Consider the following 23,486-nt stretch of genomic DNA (forward strand, 5'->3'; position numbering starts at 1 on the left):
GGCGTGCCGAATCCTCAGGATGGAGGGGCGATATGACCGAGACTCCGCGTGAAACCCAGGTGCTGGACGCGGTGGTCACCCTCGTCGACAGCCTGCTCGTGGACTTCGACGTGATGGACCTGCTGACCGAACTCACCGAACGCTGTGCGCAGTTGCTCGATGTGGCTGCTGCCGGATTCCTGCTCGCCGACCCGTTCGACCAACTTCATCTGCTGGCCGCGACCACCGAGCAGGCCCGCGATCTGGAACTGTTCCAGCTGCAGACCGATGAGGGTCCGTGCGTGGATTGTTACGCGACGGGACAACCGGTCTCGGTGGCCGACCTGGAGGCCGAGGAGCAGCGCTGGCCCCGGTTCGTGCCGGCTGCCAGGGAAGCGGGGTTCACTTCGGTGCACGCCGTCCCGATGCGGGCGGCCGGGCTGGTGCTGGGTGCGCTCGGCCTGTTCGGCACCGAGGCCGGTGAACTCAACGATGCCGACGTCTTGGTCGCTCAGACCCTCGCGCACATCGCGTGTGTGGCGGTCTTGCAGGGGCAGGCACCGACACCGACAACGGTGCTACCGCAGCTGCGTTCGGCGCTGGCCGGCCAGGTGGTGGTGGAGCAGGCGAAAGGCTATCTGCGAGAGGTCCTCGACCTGCCGGTGGAGGAGGCTTTCACGGTGCTGCGCGGCTACTCGCGGGCCCACGGCGAACACCTGACCGAGGTCGCTCGACGGCTGATGACCGATCGGCACTCCCGCCCGGCACTGATCGACGCGATCACCGAATTCGCCTCGCCGACAACACGTTAGGGGCGGTGTCGGGCTCGCGCACGGCGCACCGCCTCGTCCACCAGCCGTTCAGCGACGACAACGAGTTTGACGTTCTCCGCCTGGCTCATCCGCTTGAGCCGGTCGACGGCATCTTCGGACCCGGCGCCGGTGCGGCTGCGGATGATGCCGATCGCCTGATCGATCACCGCGCGGTTGACCAGGGCGCGCTGCAGATGCTCGGTTCGCTCCCGCGTGCTGGCCAGCAATTGCGCGTTGTACACAGAGACCGCGGCCGTCCCGGCGAACTGGGATCCCAGCAGGACGGCGTGCTCACCGAACGCGTCGCGGGTCCGGGCGTAGGTGTTGATCGCGCCGATCACCTCCTCGCCGACGACCAGGGGCAGGCTCAGGGCCGAGTGGACGCCCATCCGGGCCACCCTGCCGCCGAAATGGGGCCATCGGTCGTCGCTGCCGAGTGAGCCGCTGACGACCGCACGCCCGGTCTGCATGCAGGTGATGCACGGACCTTCGCGGAGTTCCGAGTACTGTGCGTCGTCGATTTCTTCGACGAACTCCGCGGTGGCCGCGCACGTCTGCAGGCGGGGCACGACATGTTGGGGCTGCAGCAGCGTGACGCTGGCCCCGTCGACATTCGGGATGGCGCGCGCGGCGAATTCCGCCACGTCGGCGAGCAGTTCGGTCACGCCGCGGGCGTCGGCGACCAAGCCGGCGACGCCTCGCATCCCAGCATTAAGGTCGATCTCGTCGGCTTCGCGTTGCGCGGACGACGGATCGTCGTGGGGAACGCGCCCGGGCTGCGCGTCGTAGTCAGGCATGTGCCCTGAAGGTACCCGCCCAGGTCTACGTCGAAAAGCGCTCCGGTCAGTTCACCAGTGCGAGCGCGTGCGCTCGGCGCAGCTTGCCCGACGGGGTCTTGGGGATGGTGCCGGGCGCGAGCACCACGACGTTGCGGGGCCGCACGTCGACCTCGGCGAACACCTCGTGGGCGACCTGCCGCTCCACCCGGCGCACTTCGGCCTCGTCGGCGTAGTCCTTGCACTCCACCGCCACCGCGAACGTCTCCCGGGACCGGCCCGCGTCCAGCCGGACCGCGACCGCACACCCCGGTCGCACCCCGGTGACCCGGCCGGCGGCGCGTTCGATGTCGGTCGGGTAGATGTTGCGGCCCGCCATGATGATCACGTCCTTGAGGCGGCCGCAGACCACCACGTCGCCGGTTTCGGTGAGGTAGCCCAGGTCGCCGGTGTCATACCAGCCTCGCTCGTTCTGGGCCGCGATGAACCCACCGACAGTGGTGTATCCCCTGGTGACCGGCTCGCCGCGGACCTCGATGACGCCGACGCCGCGGGCGTCGAGTTCGCCGCCGTCTTCGTCGACGACCCGCAGCTCCAGGCCGTGCAACGGCTGGCCCAGCACGACGAGACGCCGGGTGTGTCCCTTGGTCGCCGGTACCGCCCGGTGCAGGACGGCGAGCAGGTCGGCGTCCACCTCGTCGACGACCATGCCGCCGCCGCACTCGGAGAACGAGACCGCCACTGTCGTTTCCGCCATCCCGTAGGCCGGGATGATCGCCTCGGGCTTCAGGCCGAACGGGGCGCCGGCCTCGCAGAGGTCCTCGACGTCGAGCGGATCGACCTGCTCGGCGCCCGAGAGCGCCCACCGCAGCGACGACAGATCGAACTCGCCGACGGTTGCCTGCCGTCGTAGGCGCTTGGCAAGGAGGTTGTAGGCGAAGTTCGGCGCGGCCGTCATGGTGCCCTTGTATTTGCTGATCAGCTTGGGCCACAACAAGATATCGCCGAGGAAGTCCATCGGCGTGACCTTGACCAGCTCGGCGCCGTAGTACATCGGCACCGTCAGATAGCCGGTCATGCCCATGTCGTGGAAGCACGGCAGCCAGGAGACGATCACGTCGGAGTTGATGTCGAAGTCGCAACCGACGGTCATCGCTTCGGCGTTGGCGACGATGTTGGCGTGGGAGATCTGCACGGCTTTGGGTGATCCGGTGGACCCGGAGGTCAACTGCATCAGCGCGATCGCGTCGTCGTCGGTGTCGACCGGCGCGATCGGGTCGCTGGCCAACAGGTCCGCGATGGTCAGCACCGTCATCCCCATGCCGGCCAGCACCGGTGCGGCGGCCATGAACGGGTCGGAGACGACGACCGCTCTGGCCGCGATCATGTTGATGACCGCGGTGGTCTCTTCGGCCCAGCGGACCAGGTCGGTGCGCGGTGTGGGCTGGTGCACCATGGTCGCGCTGGCGCCGCGCATCCAGATGCCCTGGGCTGTCGGCGCGATCTCGACCGGTGCTCCGGCCAGCACGGCGACCGCGTCGCCGGGTCCGATACCCGCGGCGGCCAGGCCGCCGGCCACCTGGCGGGCACGCTGATGCACCTCAGCCCAGGATTGGCGGACGGGCACGTGCGGCTCACCGGTGATCAGGCCCTTGGTGCTGCGCTGCGCGTTGGCGTACATGGTCTCGGTAAAACGGCTCATGGAAGCCCCTAATGCATTGGCGTGGAGACGCCGGTGATCTGTGCCTTCGGCCCGCGAAAAAGTTGCTGGTGCGTCAGGTGGTGCGCGAGCCGCTGGAGTTCGACCTTCGCCGCCCGGTGCCGGGCCGCGGTATTGCGTGACCTCCTCGGTTCCCCAGACGGTCCCCGATCCGGCCGGATCGGGGGTCGCGACGTGTCAGACGCGCTGACTGTACCGGGTGAACCGCCGAAGACCAGCCAAGCGTGTCCGATGTACCACCGATCGTTACGACCTCGGAAACGTCGTGACACCAAACCCCCAGTGGCGTGCACACACCGTGAATGGTCGGCTGACGTCGAAATATCGGCGGGGACAAGCCGTCGCCACCGTGACGTTTCCGTGGGGCTGAGAGCCAACCCTGCTAAACCATACCGTGGCGGTCCAGAGGCGGTCCCGATCGGCGGACCACGTTGCCGAATCGCGACGTCGGCGCGGTCCCGGGGGCATGGCATCTTCGCTGGATCCGGTTCGCAGCCTGCTTCCGCGGCATGGATTCGTCGACGAAGGGGCATGTCGGCGCGGATTCCGCAGCGCAGGTGCCCGGGAACTGACTCATCGGTAAGAAATCGGCAAAGCCGCCCGGGAGGCCGGTTAGACACGGTAAGCAGTTGGCCATGGGTCCGGGGTCATGTGTGGGTCGAGTGGGCGGTCTGGCGGTTGCACTGGGAATCGGTGCCGCAATCGTCGCGGGGGCGGGTTTGGCGGCGGCCGACGACGGCGCAGGCTCCTCGTCAGCGACAACGTCGTCGTCGGGCACCTCGCAGTCGTCGGGCACGTCCTCGAGTGACAAATCGTCGACGCGGTCGAAGTCCCGCGACACCAGGGACTCCGGCTCAGACGACTCAGCCGATGCCGCCGATGCTGATGCCGACGACCAGGACGCACCCGAGCCGGAGCGCGACGCTTCTGACATCGATACCGCCGACGACGATGCTGAAGACGCCGACGCCGACGACCACGCTGAAGACGCCGACGTCGAGGACGCCAAGGACAGGGACGACGAGTCGACTGCCGAGGAAATCGAGGAGCCGGCCGAGGTCACGCCGCCGGTAGTCGACGAAGAGCCGGCCGGCGTCACGCCGCCGGTAGTCGACGAAGAGCCGCTCGTTGCCGACACCGCAGACGTCGACGAGCAGGCACCAGCCGTCACCGAAACCGCACCGGTCGAGCCGGTCGAGGTGGTAACGGCCGAGCTGTCCGCCGTCATCCCCGAGCAAGTCGCGGACGATACCGAGTCCCCTGTCGTCCCGGCGGTGACGTCGCTGGTGATGTCGCTCGTCGCCGCCGGTCGGGAACTGACCGCCGAGTCCGAGGCGCAGCAGGTGGGCGCCAGCCTGGTGGTGGCCGCCGCCGAGCAGTACCCGATCCCGACCGACGTCGAGATCGTCGAATGGACACCGCCGCTGCAGTGGCTGCAGCGGATCCCGGTGCTGGGGCCCCTGGTGGTGACGCCCCTCGTCGGCCTCGCACACGTGATCCCGTTCCTTGGGGACGTCCTCCATCCGGTGATCGGCTTCCCGATCGACCACCGGGCACCGGCGGGCACTCCTGCGCCACGCAGCTTCCTGGTGAGGTCGTTCGACGGGGCCAAGATCTTCGTGAACTTCATGCCGGCCAAAGGCTTGGCCGCCGGAGAGCAGGCGCCGACGGTGTTGTCGGGCCCGGGTCTGGGGCTGCCCGGTTCGACCACGCTGGAACTGGAGGTCGACAGCTTCCTGCCCAACGACGTGATCGGCATCGGCGCACTGCGTCAGGCGGGCTACAACGTCGTCACCTGGGATCCGCGCGGCGAGTGGCGGTCCGACGGCCGGATGCAGTTGCAGTCACCGGATTTCGAGGGCCGCGACGTGTCGCACATCATCAGCTACCTGGCGACACTGCCCGAGGTCGAGCTCGACGGGGTGAACGATCCGAAGTTAGGCATGGTGGGCGCTTCCTACGGCGGTGGCATCCAATTGGCCACGGCGGCAATCGATCACCGGATCGACGCAATCGTGCCGACGATCGCCTGGAACAGCCTGACCAAGGTGCTGTTCCCCGACGAGTCGGTGCGCAGCGGGTGGGGGACGCTGCTGAGCGCGGTGCTGGCGGTCACGCTGTCGCGGCCGAACGAGCGGATCCTGCCCGCGGCGATCGTGGGCATCCTGACCGGGCAGGTGTCGCAATCGGACCTAGACCTGCTCAACGACCGGGGCTACGACGATCAGATCGGTGACATCACCGCGCCGACGCTGCTGATCCAGGGCACCGTGGACACGCTGTTCACGCTGGGGCAGGCCGATGCCAACGCGCTGGCGCTGATCGAGGCGGGCACCACCACCAAGGTGCTGTGGTACTGCGGCGGCCACGGCACCTGCCTCAGCGATTTCAACGACGGAGAGTTCGTGATCGGCCGGACGCTGGATTGGCTGAACCGGCACGTCAGAGGCCAGAATGTGGACACTGGCGCGCAGTTCGAGTGGGTCGACCAGAACGGCGACTGGTTCTCCTCGGATACTTATCCCGCGCCGGAGTCGATGACGTCGGTGACGGCGGTTCGGACCGACCGCAGGACCATCGCCTACATCCCGTTCCTCGGCGGTTCGGGTCCCAACCCGTTGGTCATCACCAGGGGGCTGGTCCCGGCGCTACTCGGGGTGCCGTCGGCGACATGGGCTTTCAACGCAGTCAACCTGCGGGTTCCCGACGCCACGGAGACAACGCACATCGTCGGGGCGCCGGAGCTGACGCTGACCTACTCGGGCAACGGCAACGCCGAGCATGTGTATGCCCAGATCGTTGATGACAGAACAGGTTTGGTGCTGGGCAACCACATCACCCCGATTCCCGTCGAGCTGGACGGGGAAACGCGCACGGTCACCATCCCGATGGAGCAGATCGCGCACACGCTGCAGCCGGGACAGTCGGTGACGGTGCAGGTGGTGACCTCGGCGTTCAACTTCCTGAACTTCTACTCCTGGGGCGCGATCAGCGTCGAAGAGATGTCGGTGCGGTTGCCGACGCTGGCGGCTGTGGAGTCGGTGGCGTCGGCGGCGTGAGCCGGGCTCGCGGCGGCCCGTTGAGACTGCGCTGAGGGCGGGGTGCACTCGCACTTCTTCGACGTGGACGCAGTGTCAACGGGGTGGCGGGGTCAGTCGAGCTGGATCACGCCGTCGCACCAGGTGCTGAGGATCTCGTCGACGCGGCCACGCACCCGGTGCCGGGCGTCGTCGCGGTCGAGGCCGGACATCAGCAGGTCGTCGTAGTCGGTGTCGACGTGCCGTACCGAGGCGGCAACGGCGAGGCGGATGGCATCGGGGTCCAGCGCCCGCCCGGCGGCACTGCGTCCCACGCGGCCGCTCCCGCGCAGCGCGGCGTGGTAGGCGATGGCCTCGGCGCGGGCGGGCGGACAGCCGGGGAACTGGTCGCGGATCGCGGCGGCGAACTCGTCGCGGAACTTCTCGTCGATGGCGGCCCGGCGCTGCTGGTCACGGGAGCGGCGTAGGGCGCGGGCGTCGGCGTCCTCGGCGCACTGCTGGGCGGCCAGCTCGATGGCATCGTTCTCAGCCAGGATTCCTTGGCGCTCATAGCGTTTCCGTCGCGTGCTCCAGCGGATGACCACGGCCGAGAGCCGGCTGGCCTTCTTGGCGCGTCGCGTCAGGGCGGCGTCACCGGAGGGCAGGAAGACCAGGTGGCCGAGGTCGGCGCAATCGAGGCAGAGCGGGCCGGCCTTCGACTGGAGGAGTAGATCGCCGTCCTCATCGCAGGAGGAACAGGTCCACGAGCTGAGAGCCGCGATCACAGCCAGCTCGCGAGAGCGCTTCTTCGGCGCCTCGGGAGCGGGGGCCTCCGCGGCGGCCCAGCGGGTGCGGAACGTGCGTTCGGCCTCGTGATCGCCACCGTCGGTGAACTGGAGGTCGCCGTAGTCGGTGTCCCATGGTTGCAGGCCATGGTCCCGGGCCCAGGATTGCAGTACGGCCAGCGCGGCGGCGGTCTTGTCGCGATCGACCTGGACGCACCGGTCGAGTGAGCTGACGCGACCCTGTTGCCAACGCTCGACGTTCGGCTGCGCCAGCCAGCCGAGGCCGATCAGGACGTCGAGGGGCGTGACGAATTGCTGCTCGGCCAGCGCCGATTCTGCGATGCGTGCAACGCGCGTCTGCATACCTGCCATGACACGTCTGAGGATAGTTCGGCGGTACGACGGGCGGGAGCGGACGTTGCGGACCGCGCTGCCGGGACGCCACACCGGTCTGCCCACGGCGAGCGAGAAACTCGGCGCAAAGGAAGGTCGGCGAATTGCACACCGAATTATTCGCTCGCCGTGGGCAGTTAATCGACCGTCGCCGCTACGCAACCCGCCTCGAAGCAGCTCCGGAGTGTAGACTGGAGAGAGCTGGTACTCCCAGCAGTCCGGTTTAGGTCAGTTTCTGCGCTGTCGCGCTGATCTTCCCGAGTCTTCACACACGCCGGTCACGCCGGTGGCAACAGCCCAGTCGGGATAATCTTGAATGCTCCATCGTTAGTCAACCATCTGGCCGCTCCCTTTGGGATGCAGGGCTTTTCCTACCTGCCGAGCTTCGGCGTCTTGAGTACCTACGCGCCGACCGCCTGCGGGCTGGCGACCTTCAGCGCAGCCCTGGCCGACGGCCTGTCGGCGAAGGGCGTCGACGTCAACGTGGTGCGCATCTCCGACGGAACCCCCTCTGAGAGCCCCAAGGTGATCGGTGAGCTCACCAACGGCTCCGCGCCGTCCGTCGCCGCCGCGTCACAGCTGCTCAATCGGAGCGACGTCGCCGTCATCCAGCACGAATACGGCATCTACGGCGGCCCCGACGGTGACGAAGTCGTCCAGATCATGAAGGGCCTCGACGTCCCGGCGATCGTGATCGCCCATACGGTACTCAAAGATCCTACGCCGCACCAACGTTCGGTTCTCGAAGAGGTCCTGGCGCTCGCGGACCACGTGGTGGTGATGTCGGAGTCGGCCCAGGAGCGCTTGTATGCCGGCTTCGCCGTCGATCGCCGCAAGGTGACGATCATCCCGCACGGTGCGGCACTCCCGACGGCCACCGCGCTGAAGCGTTCCGGCCAGCCGACCATCCTGACCTGGGGCCTTCTGGGCCCGGGCAAGGGTGTGGAGCGGGTCATCGACGCGATGGTGTCGCTGAAGAACCTTCCCCACCGGCCCCGGTACCTGATCGCCGGCCGCACCCACCCGAAGGTGCTCGCCGCCGAGGGGGAGGCGTATCGCGAGGCGCTCACCGCGCAGGCCCAGCGTCTCGGGGTGGCCGACGCGGTGTCCTTCGACGCCCGGTACCGCACACCCGCACAGCTGACCGCCCTGATGCAGGCCGCATCCGTCGTGGTGCTGCCCTACGACTCGAAGGACCAGGTCACCTCGGGTGTGCTGGTCGACTCCATCGCCAGCGGGCGGCCGATCGTCGCCACCGCCTTCCCGCACGCCATCGAACTGCTCGGCAGCGGCGCGGGCACCGTGGTCGGACACGACGACCCCGACGCACTGGTCGAGGCGCTGCGCCGGCTGCTGAACGATCCGCGCGTCGCGGGCACCATGGCCTCGCAGGCGCGCAACCTGGCTCCGGCGATGGCGTGGCCCGTCGTCTCTGACAGTTACCTGACGGTGGCGCAACGACTCGTCGCGATTCGGTTGGCGGCAGCATGACCGACATGGCGCCACCTCCGGTTTTCACCCACCTGCTCGCGATGACCGATCACCGCGCCACCTTCGAGCACGCCTGCCTGACCGACCGCCGCCGGGAGCACGGTTACTGCACCGACGACATGGCCAGGGTCCTCGTCGTCGCCACCCGCGAGCCTGATACACCGGGGGTGCTCAACGGCCTCGCCGGCAAGGCGTTGACCTTCCTGAACGAGGCGCAGTCCTTCGACGGCGCCTGCCGCAACCGGATGACCTGCGGGGGGCACTGGACCGATCAACCGTCCACCGATGACCACTGGGGACGCACGGTTTGGGGACTCGGCACCGCCGCGGCCCAGAGCGACGTCAGCATGGTGCGCCGGCTGGCCGTGATCCAGTTCGACCGGGCCGCCGAGGCCCGCTCGCCGCACCCGCGGGCAATGGCGTTCGCTGCGATCGGCGCCGCCGAACTGCTGACCTTCGACCCCGGTCACCCCACGGCGCTCAAACTTCTCACCGACTACGTCGCCGCGCTCCCCGAGCCGACGGACGACGCCGAATGGCCTTGGCCGGAGCCACGACTCACGTATGCCAACGCGGTGCTCGCCGAGGCGATGATCGCCGCGGGAGTCGCGCTGGACGACGAGGCGCTGCGCCGGCGCGGCCTGAATCTGCTGGAATGGCTGCTGAACTACGAAACCGCAGACGGGCACCTCTCGCCCACCCCCGCCGGCGGCAGGGGACCGGGCGACACCCGGCCGGGTTTCGACCAGCAGCCGATCGAGGTGGCCAGCCTGGCCGACGCGTGTGCCCGCGCCGCGACGGTCGACCCGCGACCGCTGTGGCCCGAGGGGATCCGGTCGGCCGCGGCCTGGTTCCAGGGCGACAACGACCTCGGACTGGCGATGTGGGATCCGGAGACCGGCGGAGGGTTCGACGGGTTGCACGCCGACGGGGTGAACCTGAACCAAGGTGCCGAATCGACCCTCGCCGTGATCGCGACGTTGCAGCAGGCGCGCCGTTTTTCGCCTGTCTCCCAGTGATTTTCGAACCGAGGTAACGATGAGCACCAAGCGCCGCAACGGCCTCACCGAGCTCGTCGTGCACATCGGCGCGGGGTTCGTCGCGAAGGAGCGCCCCCACGTGCGGGAGGCCTTGGCGTCGCTGCGGCCGCATCTGGGCAGGTCGGCCAACGACGTCAGCGTTGAGGTGTCGCTGCAGGACCGCGGCCGCAGGGAGCAGCGTGTGACGTTGCGCACCACGCTGCCCGGCCGGCCGCCGGTGGTGGCGGTGGCTGCGCACGCTGACCTCAGCCGCGCCTTGCAGGAGGCCAAGACGGAGCTGATCCGGCAGCTGGAGCACCTGAGACCGGTGCGCCCACCGATGCGCAGCCGGCGGCTCACCGGCAGGACGATCCGCCATCCGTTGACCGCGCCACCGGAACCCGGGGCCTAGTCTCCGGGCGTTTGCCGGTCGGTGTGGCGGGTACTCTAGGAACTACCCGCCGACTCGACTTCTTCTGGTTCCGACGTCGACCGGTCTGCAAACACTTCGGTTCAGGGTTGAGATCTACGCCCCTTGCGCTGGATCTACCTAGGACTTTGACATCGCCATCACCGATATCGCCAGATACACCCATCTCAGCACCACCGACATCGAATGCCTCGGACGTGAACTCGACACGATCCGCAGCGACATCGAGGACTCTCGCGGGGCCGCGGACGCGACCTACATCCGGCGCACCATCCTGTTCCAGCGGACGCTCGACGTGGCCGCGCGGCTGCTGATCGCCGGCACCCGGTCGAAGGCCGGCTGGGTGTTGGGAACCGCCGCTCTGGGCTTCGCGAAGAGCGTGGAGAACATGGAGATCGGCCACAACGTGTCCCACGGCCAATGGGACTGGATGAACGACCCGGAGATCCACTCGAGCACGTGGGAGTGGGACATGGTCGCCGTGTCGTCGCAGTGGAAGTCGTCGCACAACTACCGCCACCACGTGTTCAGCAACGTGCTGGGCGAGGACGACGACCTCGGTTTCGGCGTGATGCGGGTGACGACGGATCAGCCGTGGAGCCGCCGGCACCTGCTGCAACCGCTGCAGAACCTGTTCCTGGCATTGACGTTCGAATGGGGTATCGCGCTGCACGGCATCGACCTGGGGCGGACTCGCGCCGAGAAGATCACGCAGACAAAGGCGTTGGCGGGCAAGATCACCCGCCAGGGATTCAAGGACTACGCCCTGTGGCCGGCGCTGAGCCTGAAGCGGTGGCGCCGAACGTTGGGCGCGAACGCGGTCGCCAACCTGGCGCGCAACCTGTGGGCGTACGTGGTGATCTTCTGCGGGCACTTCCCCGACGGCACCCAGAAGTTCACGCCGGATGTGTTGCAGAACGAGACCAGGGCGGAGTGGTATCTGCGACAGATGCTGGGAGCTGCCAATTTCAAGGCCGGCCGTTTCCTGGGGTTCGCCAGTGGCAATCTGTGCTACCAGATCGAGCACCACCTGTTTCCCGATCTGCCAAGCAACCGGCTGGCCGAGATCGCCGAGCGGGTCCGGCCGCTGTGCGACAGGTACGGTCTGCCGTATCTCACCGGATCGCTGGCGCACCAGTACGGTTCGACGCTCGGCATCATCCACCGGTTGGCATTCCCAGACAGGTTCTTCGGCCGGGATGCCGACGTCGCAGCGATCCGGCCGCGCAAACGCCGCCAGCAGCGGGTGGAGCGTCGCCGCTCGGCGGTGCGCGCCGCCTGACCCGTGCGTTGACACTGCGTTGACGGCAGGCGCCACTCGCACTTCTCCGCCCTGACCGCAGTGTCGACGGGGTAAGAGCTGGCGCTCTACCGCCGCATGATCTCCGCGAGGCCCCGGCGGTCCATCCAGCGTTGCTCCAGAGGGCGCTGAGCGTGCGGGTCGATGAGCGTCGGATAGGAGGTCAGGTCGGTGAATTGCAGTCGCCCGGATTGGAATCCGAGCATGGCGCTGGCGCGACCGCCCGATTCGAGTTGCTCAGCGAGGAACTCGATGCAGCGGGCGGTCAGGCTCGTCGCGTGGATCCGGTCGAACGGCGACGGGTCACCACCTTCCTGGATGTGACCGAGGATCGCCTGGCGGGCGTCGAACAGGTCGCCGCCCTCCTTCTCGAACAGCGAGGTGAGGAACCCTGTCGTGTAGACGGCATCGGCGTGTTCGCTGCGGATGATCAGTCCGAGTCGCTTTCCGGTGCGGAATCCCTCTGCGAGGGTGTGGATGTCGGCGGTCAGAGAGTCCAGCGTGATGCCCTCCTCGGGCAGATAGATCCGCTCGGCCCCAGATGACAACCCACTGAGCAACGCCAGGTATCCGCAGTCGCGACCCATCACCTCGACCACGAAGACCCGGCGGGTGGCCACCGCGGACTGTCGGATCTTGTCGACGTCGGCCACGATGCTGTTGAGCGCGGTGTCGCTGCCGATGCTCAGCTCGGTACCGGGGACGTCGTTGTTGATCGTCATCGGCATGCAGACGATCGGGATGTCGAGGGAGCGGTACTGCCCCCGGTGCCGGTGCAGCTCGTGTGCGGCCTGATAGCCAGCCCAGCCGCCTGCCATCACCAGACCGTCGATCCGATGTGCGGCAATCTGTTCGGCGGTCTGTGCGATCGCCTCGCCGCTGGGCACAAACCGGTTGGTGCCGATTTCCGCGCCGCCGTCTGACACCCAGCCGCTGACATCCATCCAGCCCATCTCCTGGATGTCGCCGTCGCGAAGCCCACGAAATCCGTTCTGCACCGCCAGCACCGTGTAGCCGCGGTCCAGTCCGAGTCGGACGAACGCGCGCACCGCGTTGTTCATCCCCGGCGAGGGCCCACCGCCGTGCACGATCGCCAGCCGGAAACGGTGCCGTCCCGCCGGTGTCGGCCGCGCCGCGGCCTGTTGGATGGTTTGCAAGATCTTGTAGGACTGGCGGAAGCTGCCGCCGCGCAACAACATTGCGCCGTCGTAGTCTTTCGCCTTGATGCGCTCGGCAACAGCCTGGGTTTGCGCGACGCAGTCCATCAGCGGTGTGGTGACCACCCGGTTTCCGCGCAGCCCGATCAGCTGCGGAGTGGTGTCCACGCCATCGGTGAGCAGGCGCTCGACGGCGGCGTGGCCGAGAAGGGTGGCCAGGTAGCGGTCGAACGCACTCGGTGCGCCCCCGCGCTGCACGTGGCCGAGGATGGTGATCCTGGTGTCCTCGCCGAGTTCCTGCTCCAGCATGGTCTTGATGTGGTCGGCGGTGATCGGATTGCCGTGGGTGTCGTGGGCGCCCTCGGCGACGAGCACCACGCTCTGCCTTCGGCCGATGTCGCGGCCCGCCTTGATGTCCCTGCACATCTGCATCGCCCAGTCCTCGGCGGGCGGTTGCTCGGGGATCAGTAGCCAGTTGGCGGCGGTGGCCAGCGACGCCATCAGGGCCAGGTAGCCGCACTGCCGTCCCATTACCTCGACGACGAATGTCCGCTGATGGCTGGACGCAGTGCTGCGCAGTGCGTCCATCGCCTCGACGATCCGGTGCAGCGCGGTGTCGGCGCCGATCGTCATGTCGGTGCCCGACATGTCGTTGTCGATGGAGCCGACCAGTCCGACGAGGCGCAGAACGGGGTGGGCACCGGCGGCATCGGCTGAGATGTCGCCGGAGTCGACGAGTTCGGCGAGCAGGTCCGGCCATTCCTGGCGGAAGATGTCGGCACCGGTCAGACTGCCGTCTCCGCCGATGACCACCAGAGCATCGATGCCGCGGTCGACCATGTTGCGGGCGGCGCTGCGGCGCCCGTCACGGGTGCGGAATTCCTGCGATCGGGCCGTACCCAACGTGGTACCGCCGCGATGCAGGATGGTGTCGGTGTCCTCGGGTTCCATCCGCTGGATCAGCGGGCCACCGGTGAGCAGTCCGCGGTATCCCTCGTGGATCGCGTAGACGTCGATGCCGTGGTGCACGGCGGTGCAGATGACCGCGCGTACCGCCGCGTTCATCCCCGGGGCATCGCCTCCGCTGGTCAACACTCCGATACTGGCCGGCCGACGGTGGACCTCAGACATGGTGTTGCCCCCAACGCGTTCGGGATCCAGTAAGGCGTGGGATCAACCTATCTGTTTTGGTCGATTCCTGACGTTCAGACTGCGCTGACGGCGGGCTCCACTCGCACTTCTCTGCCCTGACCGCAGTCTCAACGGGGTCAGGGAGTGCTGGGCAGCTGCGTCCCCGTCGCCAACTCGGCGTACTGACGCATCAGCCGCAGTGCGGTGCGCCGATTCATCGCGGGGTCGCGCGCGACAATGCGATAGCCGAGGTAGTCCTCCATCGACATCAACGTCATCGCGATGTCGCGGGGCGGGGAGCCGAGCACAAACGCCTTCGTCTTGCGTCCGGTGGTCAGGATCTGGGTGTAGAGGTCCACCTGGCGGTGATAGATGCCCTGCACGTCGCGGCGCTGGTCGAGTTCGAACCCGGCGGCCAGCACGGCGCGCCAGATCGCGCGCCACTCGGCGTCCTCGGGTCCGGAGGGCAGTCCCGCGGCGATCGTCAGCGCCAGTTGGGTGGCCGCGTCGTCGGTCTCCTTCAGCGCCGCGAGCCGGTCGTCATAGAACCGGACATCGGAGCGCAACGCCAGCTCGGACAGCAGCTGGGTCATGTCCTTGAAGTAGTAGCGCACCGCATTGGTGGTCAGCCCGAGCTTCTCGGCCACGTCGGCCAACCGCAGCGTCGCCAGGTCGTGGCGCTCGATCAAAGCGATTGTGGCATCGAGGATCTCAGCACGCCGCTCAATTTGTCGGTTTGGCCGTCCCACGCGGTGACTACTCCGTTTCCGTCGGCTGGATCCGGTCCGAGGTTACTCGCTGATGAACCAATTCCGTCGTTGGGGTTGCGCGCGCCGCAGCCGAGGCGCATTATTTTCCAACTAGGAAAATAACTATGTGACCTGGAGGCCCCCAGTGCGGGCGAGAGATCTCGGCATCGTCATCGGCGAACACCCGCCGGGGCCGGACAATGCCATCACCGATGTGACAGGGGTAAGCGTCGGGCACGTCACCCTGCACGACGACGGCCCACCCGCCGTCCACACCGGCGTCACCGTCGTCGTCCCGCATCAGGACATCTGGACCGAACCAGTGTTCGCGGGCTGCCACCGACTCAACGGCAGCGGCGAGATGACCGGGCTCGAGTGGGTCCGGGAGTCGGGCGAACTCACCTCGGCCATCGGCATCACCAACACCCACAGCGTCGGGGTCGTGCGTGATGCGCTGGTCGCCGCGCAGGTGGCCGCCCGCGGCGACGGGATCTACTGGTCGCTGCCGGTGGTCGGGGAGACCTACGACGGGCTGCTCAACGACATCAACGGCCACCATGTGCGGGCCGAACACGTCGACGCCGCACTGGCCGGCGCGCGCGGCGGACCGGTCGCCGAGGGCACCGTCGGCGGCGGCACCGGGATGATCTGCCACGGCTTCAAGGGAGGTATCGGGACTTCGTCCCGGGTCACCGAGACCGCCGCCGGGGCCTACACCGTCGGAGTGCTGGTGCAGGCCAATCACGGCCGCCGCGAGCGTCTTCGGATCAACGGCGTGCCGGTGGGAGAGTTGATCGGTGCCGACGTCGTCCCACTGCCCGACACCCCACGGCAGTACGAGCCCGGTTCGGGGTCGATCATCGTGATCGTCGCGACCGACGCTCCGCTGCTGCCGCACCAGTGCACCCGGCTGGCCCAACGGGCGTCGTTGGCGGTCAGCCGCATCGGAGGCAGCGGTGAGCAATACAGCGGCGACCTGATGCTCGCCTTCGCCACCGGAAACCATGGCATCCCGCCGTATTCCTGGGACGAGGACGCCGGCACGGCGCGACCCGAGATAGCGCTGCGGATGGTCGCGCCGCAACTGATGACCCGGCTGTTCGATCTGACGATCGAGGCCACTGAAGAGGCGATCGTCAACGCCCTGGTCGCCGCCACCACCGTCACCGGCCGCCACGGCCTGACCGCGCACGCCATTGACCACAACCTGCTCCAGCACGCCCTCACCCCCACCCAGGAGTCCCGATGAGCGAACAGACAATCACCGCCCAGCAGGGTCGCCTGCACGGCCGCCTCGGTGTCGTCAGCATCGTGTTCATGGTGGTGGCCGCGGCCGCCCCGCTGACCGTGATCGGCGGCAACATGCCGCTGGCCATGGGGCTGGGCCCGGGGGCCGGGGCGCCGGTGGGCTTCGTGATCGCGGCGCTGGTGCTGCTGGTGTTCTCGGTGGGTTTTGTCACGATGACCCCGCATGTGCCCGAGGCCGGGGCGTTCTTCTCCTACGTCACCGTCGGTCTGGGCCAGCGGATGGGCAAGGGGATCGCGGTGGTCGCACTGATCGCCTACACCGCGATCCAGGTGGGGATCTACGGCTACATCGGCTGGGCGATCAGTGACACCGTGAAGTTCTACCAAGGCCCGGAAATCCCCTGGCCTGTCTATTCGTTCGCCGTGATGGCCATCGTCGCACTGCTGGGCTACCGGCACATCGACCTGTCGGCCAAGGTGCTCGGGGTGGCACTCGCGCTGGAGATCGGCATCGTGGTGGTGCTGGACCTGGTGATCGTCACCGACCCGGGCCCGGCAGGGCTGACGCTGACGTCGTTCACACCGGAGGTGTTCGCACAGCCCGCGCTGGGCATCGCTGTGCTGTTCGCGCTGACCGGCTTCATCGGGTTCGAGGCCACCGCGGTGTTCCGCGACGAAGCCCGGGACCCGGAGCGCACCATCCCGCGCGCGACCTACGCCGCGGTGCTCATCATCGGCGCGTTCTACGCGGTGACGGCGTGGGCGTTCGTGGTGGCGATCGGGCCCGACCAGGTGGCGACGGTCGCTCAGCAGACCCTCGACGGTGAGGGAAACATGCTGCTGGACACCACAAATGACGCGTTGGGCCGGATCGGCCGCGACGTCGTCAACGTGCTGCTGCTGACCAGTTTGTTCGCCTGCGTGCTGTCGTTCCACAACGTGATCGCGCGCTATCAGTTCGTGCTGGCCGGCAAGGGCCTGCTGCCGCAGCGGTTGGCCCGGGTGCACGACAACCACCAGTCGCCGGCGTTCTCCTCACTGGTGCAGACCGCGACCGCCGTGGTGATCGTCGGAATCTTCGCGATGCTCGGAATCGACCCACTGGTCGGGGTTTTCGGGTCGATGGCCGGGGTGGCGACCGTCGGCATGGTGTTGCTGCTGCTGACCACGTCGGTGGCCGCGCTGGTGTACTTCCTGCGCCATCCCGACGCCGCCGGCGGGCGGGTGTGGCAGACGCGCATCGCGCCGGCGTTGGCGATCCTCGGGCTGCTGGGAAGCCTGTGGCTGGTGCTGTCGAAGTTCACGTTGGTGACCGGCGGCAGCGTCGGTCTGAGCGCGGTGCTGGCGGCGATCCCGTTCGTCGGCCTGGCGGTCGGCGCGCTGGCGTGGCGGCCGTCGCAAACCCTGCGTTGACACTGCGCTCCCCTGCGTTGAGGCTGCGCTGACGGCGGGGCTTACTCGAACTTTCCCGCGGGGAGTGCAGTCTCAATGCGAGGGGACGTGGGCCACGGCTGCGGGCGAGGGCGCAGCCGCACCTGCTGTGGCCACCAGAACCACCGGCCGAGCAGCGCGGCGATCGACGGTGTCATGAAGGACCGCACCACAAAGGTGTCGAACAGCAGGCCCAGACCGATGGTGGTGCCGACCTGGCCGATGACGATCATGTCGCTGACCGTCATCGAGATCATCGTGAATGCGAACACCATGCCCGCGGCGGTGACCACCGAACCGGTGCCGGCCATGGAGCGGATGATGCCGGTGTGCAGACCGGCGTGCAGTTCCTCCTTCATCCGCGAGACCAGAAGCAGGTTGTAGTCGGCGCCGACGGCCAGCAGCACGATCACCGACATCGGCAACACCATCCAGTGCAGCGGGATCCCGATCAGGTGCTGCCACAACAGCACTGACAACCCGAAGGAGGTGCCTAGGCTGAGCACCACGGTCCCTACGATCACCGCCGACGCCACGATGGCCCGGGTCAACAGCACCATGATCAGGAAGATCAGGATGAGCGCGGCGGTTGCGACGATGAGCAGGTCATAGTCGGCGCCGTGCTGCATGTCCTTGTACAGCGCGGCACTGCCGCCGAGGTAGATCGTCGAGCCTGCCAGCGGGGTGCCCTTGACGGCGTCTTCGGCCGCGACCTTCAGCGCGTCGATGCGCGCGGTGCCGGCCTCGGTCAGTGGGTCGCCCTGGTGGATGATGGTGAACCGCACCGCATGCCCGTCCGGTGACAGGAACAGCTTGATTCCTCGCTGGAACTCTGCGGTCTCGAACGCTTCCGGCGGCAGGTAGAACGAGTCGTCGTTCTGGGCGGCGTCGAACGCCTCGCCCATCGCGGTGGCGTTGTCCTGCATCGCCATCGTCTGATCCTGCTGCGCCTTCTGGATCTGGTACTGCGTAAGCATGATCTCCTTCTGGTTCTTCATGGTCTCGATCATCGGGTCCATGAGGGTGACCATCTGCGGCATCAACGCAGCCATCTGCTCGAAATCGGGCACCATCGCCGCGAAGTCGTCCGACATCGAGCCGATCCCGTCGAGGCTTTCGAAGATCGACCGCATCGCCCAACACACCGGGATGTCGAAACAGTGCGGCTCCCAGTAGAAGTAGTTGCGGATCGGCCGGAAGAAGTCATCGAAGTTGGCCAGATCGTCGCGCACGTCGGCGATGGTGGAGCTGGTGTTCTTCATCGACTCGACCATCCGGTTGGTGATGGCCGACATCTCCTGGGTCAACGATTTCATCTTGGTCATCGAGTCGATGGTGACCTGCATGTCGTCGGCCTGCTTCAGGGTGTTGTCCAGCATCTTCTGGATGTAGTCGTTGTTCATGATCTGGCCGGTGCTGTTGGCGCTCAACGTGTACGGGATAGTCGAGTGCTCGATGGGTTTGCCCTCCGGGCGGGTTATGGTCTGCACCTCGGCGATGCCGCGGACGTCCACCAGAGCCTTGGCGATCTTGTCGATCACCAGGAAGTCCGCCGGGTTGCGCAGGTCGTGGTCGCTTTGCACCATCAGCAGATCGGGGTTCATCGTCGCCGACGAGAAGTGCCGGTCGGCGGCGGCGTAGCCGACGTTGGCGGGGACGTCGTCGGGCAGATAGAGACGGTCGTCGTAGATGGTGTGGTAGCCGGGCAACGCGAGCAGACCGACCAGGCAGGCGACCACCGACGCGACCAGGATAGCGCCGGGCCAGCGCACGGTGGCCGCGCCGACGCGTCGCCAACCCCGCGAGCGGGTCATCCGCTTGGGTTCGAGGATCCGGCCGAACCGGGTGACGACGGAGATGACGGCCGGTCCCAGCGTCACGGCCGCGGCGACGACGAACGTCATACCCACGGCCAGCGGGATGCCCATGGTCTGGAAGTAGGGCAGCCGGGTGAAGTGCAGGCAGAAGGTGGCCCCGGCGATGGTCATGCCCGACGCCAGGATGACGTGCGCGGTGCCGTGAAACATGGTGTAGTACGCCGATTCCCGGTCTTGTCCGTTGCGGCGAGCCTCCTGGTAACGGCCCACCAGGAAGATGCCGTAGTCGGTGGCCGCGGCGATCGCCAGCGTCACGACCATGTTGGTGGCGAACGTGGTGAGCCCGAAGACCTCGTGGAAGCCGAGGAAGGACACGATGCCGCGCGCACCCATGAGCGAGAGGAGCATCATCCCGGTGACCACCAGCGTGGTGACCACGGACCGGTAGACGATCAGCAGCATCACGATGATGACTCCGAACGTGACCATCTCGATGGTGCGCATGCTGGCGTCGCCGACGGCGTTCTGGTCGGTGGTGGTGGCCGCCGGACCGGCGACGTAGGCCTGTACGCCGTCGGGCGCCGGGGTGTCGGCGATGAGCGTGCGCACGGCGTCCACCGACTCGTTGGCCAGCGTCTCGCCCTGGTCGCCGGCGATGTAGACCTGGACGTAGGCGGCTTTGTTGTCGTTGCTCTGGGCGCCCGCCGCGGTCAGCGAGTCGCTCCAGAAGTCCTGGACGTGCTGGATGTGGAGGGTGTCGGCGCGCAGATCGGCGACGATCCGGTCGTAGTACTGGTGCGCGTCGGCGCCGAGATCGTCCTGGCCCTCGATCACGATCATCACCGAGCTGCTGGTGTCGAACTCCTCGAACACCGCGCCGACTTCCTTGGTCGCGATCATCGCCGGTGCGCTGTTGGGGCTCATCGACACCGCGCGCTCTTTGCCGACGACTTCGAGTTGCGGCACAACGACATTGAGGGTGACGATCAGCGCGACCCAGGCCAGGATGATCGGCACTGCCAGCGTCCGCAGGGTTCGCGGCAACCAGGGGCGTCGTGTCACTGTATGGGCGCTCATGCCGACTTGACCACGCAGAAGGTCTGGGCGTTGACGCCGGTGGCGGTGTGTTCTTCCTTGACCTCGCCGTCGACGAGGATCCGGCAGGTGACGGAGCCGCCGTCGCTCTGGGCGAGGATGTTCGCGCTGACCGCCGGCACCGTGGTGCTCAACGTCAGCGACCACGGCAACGCCACGTCCTCGACGCGTTGCGGAATTCCGTCGAGGTCGACGTAGTTGATCAATCCGGTGGTGCCGGAGCCGAACACCTCGTAGGTCACCACCTTGGGGTTGAAGGACTCGGCCTTGTCGGATCCGGTGGGGGTCACCAGCACCGGGTCGGCGCCGAAGACCGTGCGCAACTGGCTGACGGTGGCGATGCCGACGGCGACGGCGGCGATGACGAGCACGGGCAGCCACAGGCGTTTGACGAGCGTGGTCACCTAGGCAACCTAACGAACGAAGTGGATAGAATCAATCCAAGTGGACTAAATCAATCTACTTCTACTGTGACGGTCCGTACACTCGGCGGCATGAGTGCTCCCGAGTCGCAGGCGCCGGGTCTGCGAAAGGATGCCGAGCGCAACCGGCGCCGGATCATCGAGGCGGCGCGCGAGCTCTGTGCCACCCGGGGCCTGGACGCCACGCTGAACGAGGTGGCGCACCACGGGGGGCTGGGCGTCGGCACGGTGTATCGGCGGTTCCCGACCAAGGAGGCGCTGTTCGAGGCGATCTTCCAGGATGGCCTCGACCAGCTCGTCGCACTCGCCGAGGCCGCGCTGGAAGTCGAGGACTCCTGGGAGGGGTTCGCGTGGTTCGTCATGCAGATGACCGAGATGACGGCGACCGATCGCGGGCTGCGCGAGATCGTCTTCAGCAAGACTTACTGCGGGGGAAGCGTGGACGCCGCCCGTAGCCGACTCGACCCGGTGGTGTCGAAACTCGTGGAGCGCGCCAAGCGCGACGGGTATCTGCGCCCCGAGGTGTCGGCGACCGACATGCCGTTGTGTGGCCTGATGGCGGGTGCGGTGAGCGAATACTCCGGCGAGGTGTGCGTCGACCTGTGGCGGCGATACGTCGCGATCCTGTTGCAGGGCATGCGCTGTCAGCGTGGGCAGGAACGATTGCCTGTGGCCGCGTTGAGTCAGGACCAACTTCAGACGGCGATGTACACGTGGCCGGCCGCGGTCACTCCATAACTTGGCGTTGAGACTGCGCTGACGGCGGGGCTTACTCGCAGTTTGTCTACGTGGGTGCAGTGTCAACGCGGCCTGTGGATGGATTCAGCGGCGCGTCGGCCTGAAATGGCACGCTTCCGGCATGGAGGGGGTGTTCCGGGGCAGCGAGGCGGTGGCGCTCGGGGCGCTGTCGCGCCATGAGCTGCGGATGAACTACTGCCGGTTGCTGCCCGACGTCTACGCGCCGAAACGGGCGGAGCTGACGCTGCGGCAGCGGGCGGAAGTGGCGTGGCTGTGGTCGGGGCGCAGAGCGGTCATCTCGGGCGTGACGGCGTCGGCACTGCTGGGCGCGAAGTGGGTCGACGGCGATGTGGTGGAGCTGAACTGGCCCAATCACCGAGCGCCGGTCGGGGTGCGCACCCGCAACGACACCGTGCTGGACGACGAGATCATCTGCGTGGCCGGGCTTCCGGTGACGACGGCCGAGCGGACGGCGTTCGACCTTGCGCGGCGCGGTGCGGAGGGGATCGCGGTGGCCCGCCTGGACGCGTTGGCGAGGGCCACGCACTTCAAGGCCGATGACCTCCTCGACCTGGCGCAACGACACCCGCATGTGAAGGGCCTGCGGCGCGTGCAGCGAATGCTCGAGCTCGTGGATGCGGGCGCGGAATCGCCCAAGGAGTCGTGGCTGCGAATGCTGCTGATCAGCGCGGCCTATCCGCGGCCGGCCACCCAGATCCCGGTGCTGGGTGTGGATGGCTATCCGCGGTACTACCTGGACATGGGGTGGGAGTGGATCAAGGTCGCGGTGGAGTACGACGGTGAGCACCACCGTGAGGACCAGGCGGCCTATCGCAAGGACATCATCCGGATGGAATACCTCGCGGGCCTCGACTGGATCGTGGTGCGGGTGGTCAAAGGGCAGAACAGGCATCAGATCCTGGCGCGGGTGGAGCGTGCGGTGCGGTCGCGCGGTGGCTTCTGACGCGCGTTGACACTGCACCCACGGCGGGGTTTTCGCGCACTTCGCTGCCGTGAGCTCAGTCTCAACGACGGCGCGGGAGGCAAATTGGTGCGCTGACGGGTCCTGACGCTGTTTTATTCTGGGCGCTGAGGGGGTGTCCTGCGTGAGTGTGCTCGGTGAAGCGCTCGACTTGCTGCGCCGATACGGCGACGTGGTCGGGATCAACTGGGACAAAGGGCCCAGCATCCTGGACCGGGCGGTCAATTCGGGTGTCGCCAATCTGGCTGCCTCGCCGATCCTTGCTGCCGCGCAGCTCACCATTCAGGGGATGAAGGCGACGACCGGTTCGGGCGAACCGCAGGACGGGGAAGCGTTCGAGAAATCCGCGGATCTGTACGAGGAGGCGGGGAATCTCCTGATCGACGCGGCTCCGGTCGAGGACCGGTGGAATGGAACCGCGGCTGATACCTACCGCGAGAAGAATAATGATCACCGCCACCTCACCCTGGAGGTCGCGGAAGCTGACAAGGAGATGCGCCAAGCGCTAAGCCGGTTGGCGGCGGAGGTCAGATCAACTCGGACGGACCTGCAGGAAGCGATCGACTTCCTCTCCGACTACGACACTTCGACGGCGTGGATGAACTTCGTACCCGGCGGCGCTGCCGTCAAAGCCGCTTCCGACACAGCAGTCGCGTCGACGCAGCTTGCTGTGGCGCAGACATCCATCGCGAAGCTGGTGGCCGAGTCGGCACTGGTCGCGCACAGCATGCGCAAGCCTTTGAGCAGGTACACCAATGCGGCGGCGCTCAAGATGCTCGACCCCGAACCCGGCCCCGGCTCCGACTCGGAAGAGGTCAAGAGATTCCCATGCGGCGAGCCCTTCGGTGACGAGCGAACGGCTGGGCGACTGCCGGATCGTGCCGAGAATGACCAGTCGTTCACGCCGCCTGAACCCTTGGGCCTGCCGGTGGCCTATCCACCCGCGACGCCATATGGCTCACCGGCGCCCCGGTGAGGTCGAGCTTTGAACACA

Annotated in this window: 19 protein-coding genes; 12 read left to right on the forward strand and 7 right to left on the reverse strand. The window is 67.3% G+C overall.

The features are described 5' to 3' along the window. Positions 1–32 precede the first annotated feature (32 nt). Positions 33–791, forward strand: a complete 759-nt coding sequence (locus BEMPMBAN_RS31805; RefSeq protein ID WP_159235452.1) for a GAF and ANTAR domain-containing protein — start codon at positions 33–35, stop codon at positions 789–791. Here BEMPMBAN_RS31805 and BEMPMBAN_RS31810 read toward each other — a convergent pair. Together BEMPMBAN_RS31810 and BEMPMBAN_RS31815 are read right to left on the reverse strand one after the other, a co-directional pair. Further along, positions 788–1,588, reverse strand: coding sequence for a GAF and ANTAR domain-containing protein (locus BEMPMBAN_RS31810; RefSeq protein WP_159235453.1), 801 nt, complete (start codon positions 1,586–1,588; stop codon positions 788–790). The genes BEMPMBAN_RS31805 and BEMPMBAN_RS31810 overlap by 4 nt on opposite strands. A gap of 46 nt (positions 1,589–1,634) precedes the next feature. Further along, entirely contained in the window at positions 1,635–3,269 is a 1,635-nt protein-coding gene (locus tag BEMPMBAN_RS31815) for a fatty acyl-AMP ligase (RefSeq protein ID WP_159235454.1), read from the reverse strand. Positions 3,270–3,280: 11 nt separating this feature from the next. Between BEMPMBAN_RS31815 and BEMPMBAN_RS33015 the strand changes: the two genes are divergently transcribed. Further along, positions 3,281–3,409: a hypothetical protein gene (locus BEMPMBAN_RS33015; protein WP_272952268.1), complete on the forward strand. Its 129-nt coding sequence runs from the start codon at positions 3,281–3,283 to the stop codon at positions 3,407–3,409. A gap of 513 nt (positions 3,410–3,922) precedes the next feature. Beyond that, positions 3,923–6,346: a S15 peptidase family protein gene (locus BEMPMBAN_RS31820; protein ID WP_159235455.1), complete on the forward strand. Its 2,424-nt coding sequence runs from the start codon at positions 3,923–3,925 to the stop codon at positions 6,344–6,346. A 92-nt stretch (positions 6,347–6,438) separates the two neighbouring features. Here the strand turns inward: BEMPMBAN_RS31820 and BEMPMBAN_RS31825 are convergent, their stop codons facing one another. Continuing rightward, entirely contained in the window at positions 6,439–7,461 is a 1,023-nt protein-coding gene (locus tag BEMPMBAN_RS31825) for a DUF2293 domain-containing protein (RefSeq protein WP_159235456.1), read from the reverse strand. Positions 7,462–7,839: 378 nt separating this feature from the next. On the opposite strand from BEMPMBAN_RS31825, the gene BEMPMBAN_RS31830 reads away from it, so the two are divergent. The 4 genes from BEMPMBAN_RS31830 to BEMPMBAN_RS31845 all read left to right on the forward strand — a co-directional run bounded on the left by BEMPMBAN_RS31830 (position 7,840) and on the right by BEMPMBAN_RS31845 (position 11,704). Continuing rightward, the gene (locus tag BEMPMBAN_RS31830; protein ID WP_159235562.1) at positions 7,840–8,973 is read left to right on the forward strand and encodes a glycosyltransferase; all 1,134 of its coding nucleotides are present in this window, start codon (positions 7,840–7,842) and stop codon (positions 8,971–8,973) included. Further along, positions 8,970–9,992 carry an AGE family epimerase/isomerase gene (locus tag BEMPMBAN_RS31835; protein ID WP_159235457.1) on the forward strand — a complete coding sequence of 341 codons (1,023 nt, stop codon included), beginning with the start codon at positions 8,970–8,972 and terminating at the stop codon, positions 9,990–9,992. The genes BEMPMBAN_RS31830 and BEMPMBAN_RS31835 overlap by 4 nt, the downstream gene beginning before the upstream one ends. A 19-nt stretch (positions 9,993–10,011) precedes the next feature. Beyond that, the gene (locus BEMPMBAN_RS31840) at positions 10,012–10,404 is read left to right on the forward strand and encodes a hypothetical protein (protein ID WP_234897813.1); all 393 of its coding nucleotides are present in this window, start codon (positions 10,012–10,014) and stop codon (positions 10,402–10,404) included. Positions 10,405–10,555: 151 nt separating this feature from the next. Further along, positions 10,556–11,704, forward strand: coding sequence for a fatty acid desaturase family protein (locus BEMPMBAN_RS31845; protein ID WP_159235564.1), 1,149 nt, complete (start codon positions 10,556–10,558; stop codon positions 11,702–11,704). Between the two features lie 86 nt (positions 11,705–11,790). On the opposite strand, the gene BEMPMBAN_RS31850 is transcribed toward BEMPMBAN_RS31845, so the two are convergent. Continuing rightward, complete coding sequence (locus BEMPMBAN_RS31850) at positions 11,791–14,010, reverse strand: 6-phosphofructokinase (protein ID WP_159235458.1); 2,220 nt, start codon at positions 14,008–14,010, stop codon at positions 11,791–11,793. A 137-nt stretch (positions 14,011–14,147) separates the two neighbouring features. After that, positions 14,148–14,759, reverse strand: a complete 612-nt coding sequence (locus BEMPMBAN_RS31855; RefSeq protein WP_159235459.1) for a TetR/AcrR family transcriptional regulator — start codon at positions 14,757–14,759, stop codon at positions 14,148–14,150. A 145-nt stretch (positions 14,760–14,904) separates the two neighbouring features. Here BEMPMBAN_RS31855 and BEMPMBAN_RS31860 point away from each other — a divergent pair, with 145 nt between their 5' ends. Together BEMPMBAN_RS31860 and BEMPMBAN_RS31865 are read left to right on the forward strand one after the other, a co-directional pair. Then, positions 14,905–16,008, forward strand: coding sequence for a DmpA family aminopeptidase (locus tag BEMPMBAN_RS31860; RefSeq protein ID WP_159235460.1), 1,104 nt, complete (start codon positions 14,905–14,907; stop codon positions 16,006–16,008). Further along, positions 16,005–17,420, forward strand: a complete 1,416-nt coding sequence (locus BEMPMBAN_RS31865; RefSeq protein ID WP_159235461.1) for an APC family permease — start codon at positions 16,005–16,007, stop codon at positions 17,418–17,420. The genes BEMPMBAN_RS31860 and BEMPMBAN_RS31865 overlap by 4 nt, the downstream gene beginning before the upstream one ends. 41 nt (positions 17,421–17,461) lie before the next feature. Here the strand turns inward: BEMPMBAN_RS31865 and BEMPMBAN_RS31870 are convergent, their stop codons facing one another. Further along, positions 17,462–20,332 carry an MMPL/RND family transporter gene (locus tag BEMPMBAN_RS31870; RefSeq protein ID WP_159235462.1) on the reverse strand — a complete coding sequence of 957 codons (2,871 nt, stop codon included), beginning with the start codon at positions 20,330–20,332 and terminating at the stop codon, positions 17,462–17,464. After that, positions 20,329–20,754: an MmpS family transport accessory protein gene (locus BEMPMBAN_RS31875; protein ID WP_159235463.1), complete on the reverse strand. Its 426-nt coding sequence runs from the start codon at positions 20,752–20,754 to the stop codon at positions 20,329–20,331. The genes BEMPMBAN_RS31870 and BEMPMBAN_RS31875 overlap by 4 nt, the downstream gene beginning before the upstream one ends. A 90-nt stretch (positions 20,755–20,844) precedes the next feature. On the opposite strand from BEMPMBAN_RS31875, the gene BEMPMBAN_RS31880 reads away from it, so the two are divergent. The 3 genes from BEMPMBAN_RS31880 (at position 20,845) to BEMPMBAN_RS31890 (ending at position 23,468) form a co-directional block, all read left to right on the forward strand. Next, entirely contained in the window at positions 20,845–21,510 is a 666-nt protein-coding gene (locus tag BEMPMBAN_RS31880) for a TetR/AcrR family transcriptional regulator (protein WP_159235464.1), read from the forward strand. A 121-nt stretch (positions 21,511–21,631) separates the two neighbouring features. Next, entirely contained in the window at positions 21,632–22,474 is an 843-nt protein-coding gene (locus BEMPMBAN_RS31885) for a type IV toxin-antitoxin system AbiEi family antitoxin (RefSeq protein ID WP_159235465.1), read from the forward strand. 142 nt (positions 22,475–22,616) lie between these two features. Continuing rightward, positions 22,617–23,468, forward strand: a complete 852-nt coding sequence (locus tag BEMPMBAN_RS31890; RefSeq protein ID WP_159235466.1) for an EspA/EspE family type VII secretion system effector — start codon at positions 22,617–22,619, stop codon at positions 23,466–23,468. The last annotated feature ends 18 nt before the right edge of the window (positions 23,469–23,486 follow it).

The sequence above is a fragment of the Mycolicibacterium austroafricanum genome, assembly GCF_902705885.1.
GTDB classification, from domain to species: domain Bacteria; phylum Actinomycetota; class Actinomycetes; order Mycobacteriales; family Mycobacteriaceae; genus Mycobacterium; species Mycobacterium vanbaalenii_A.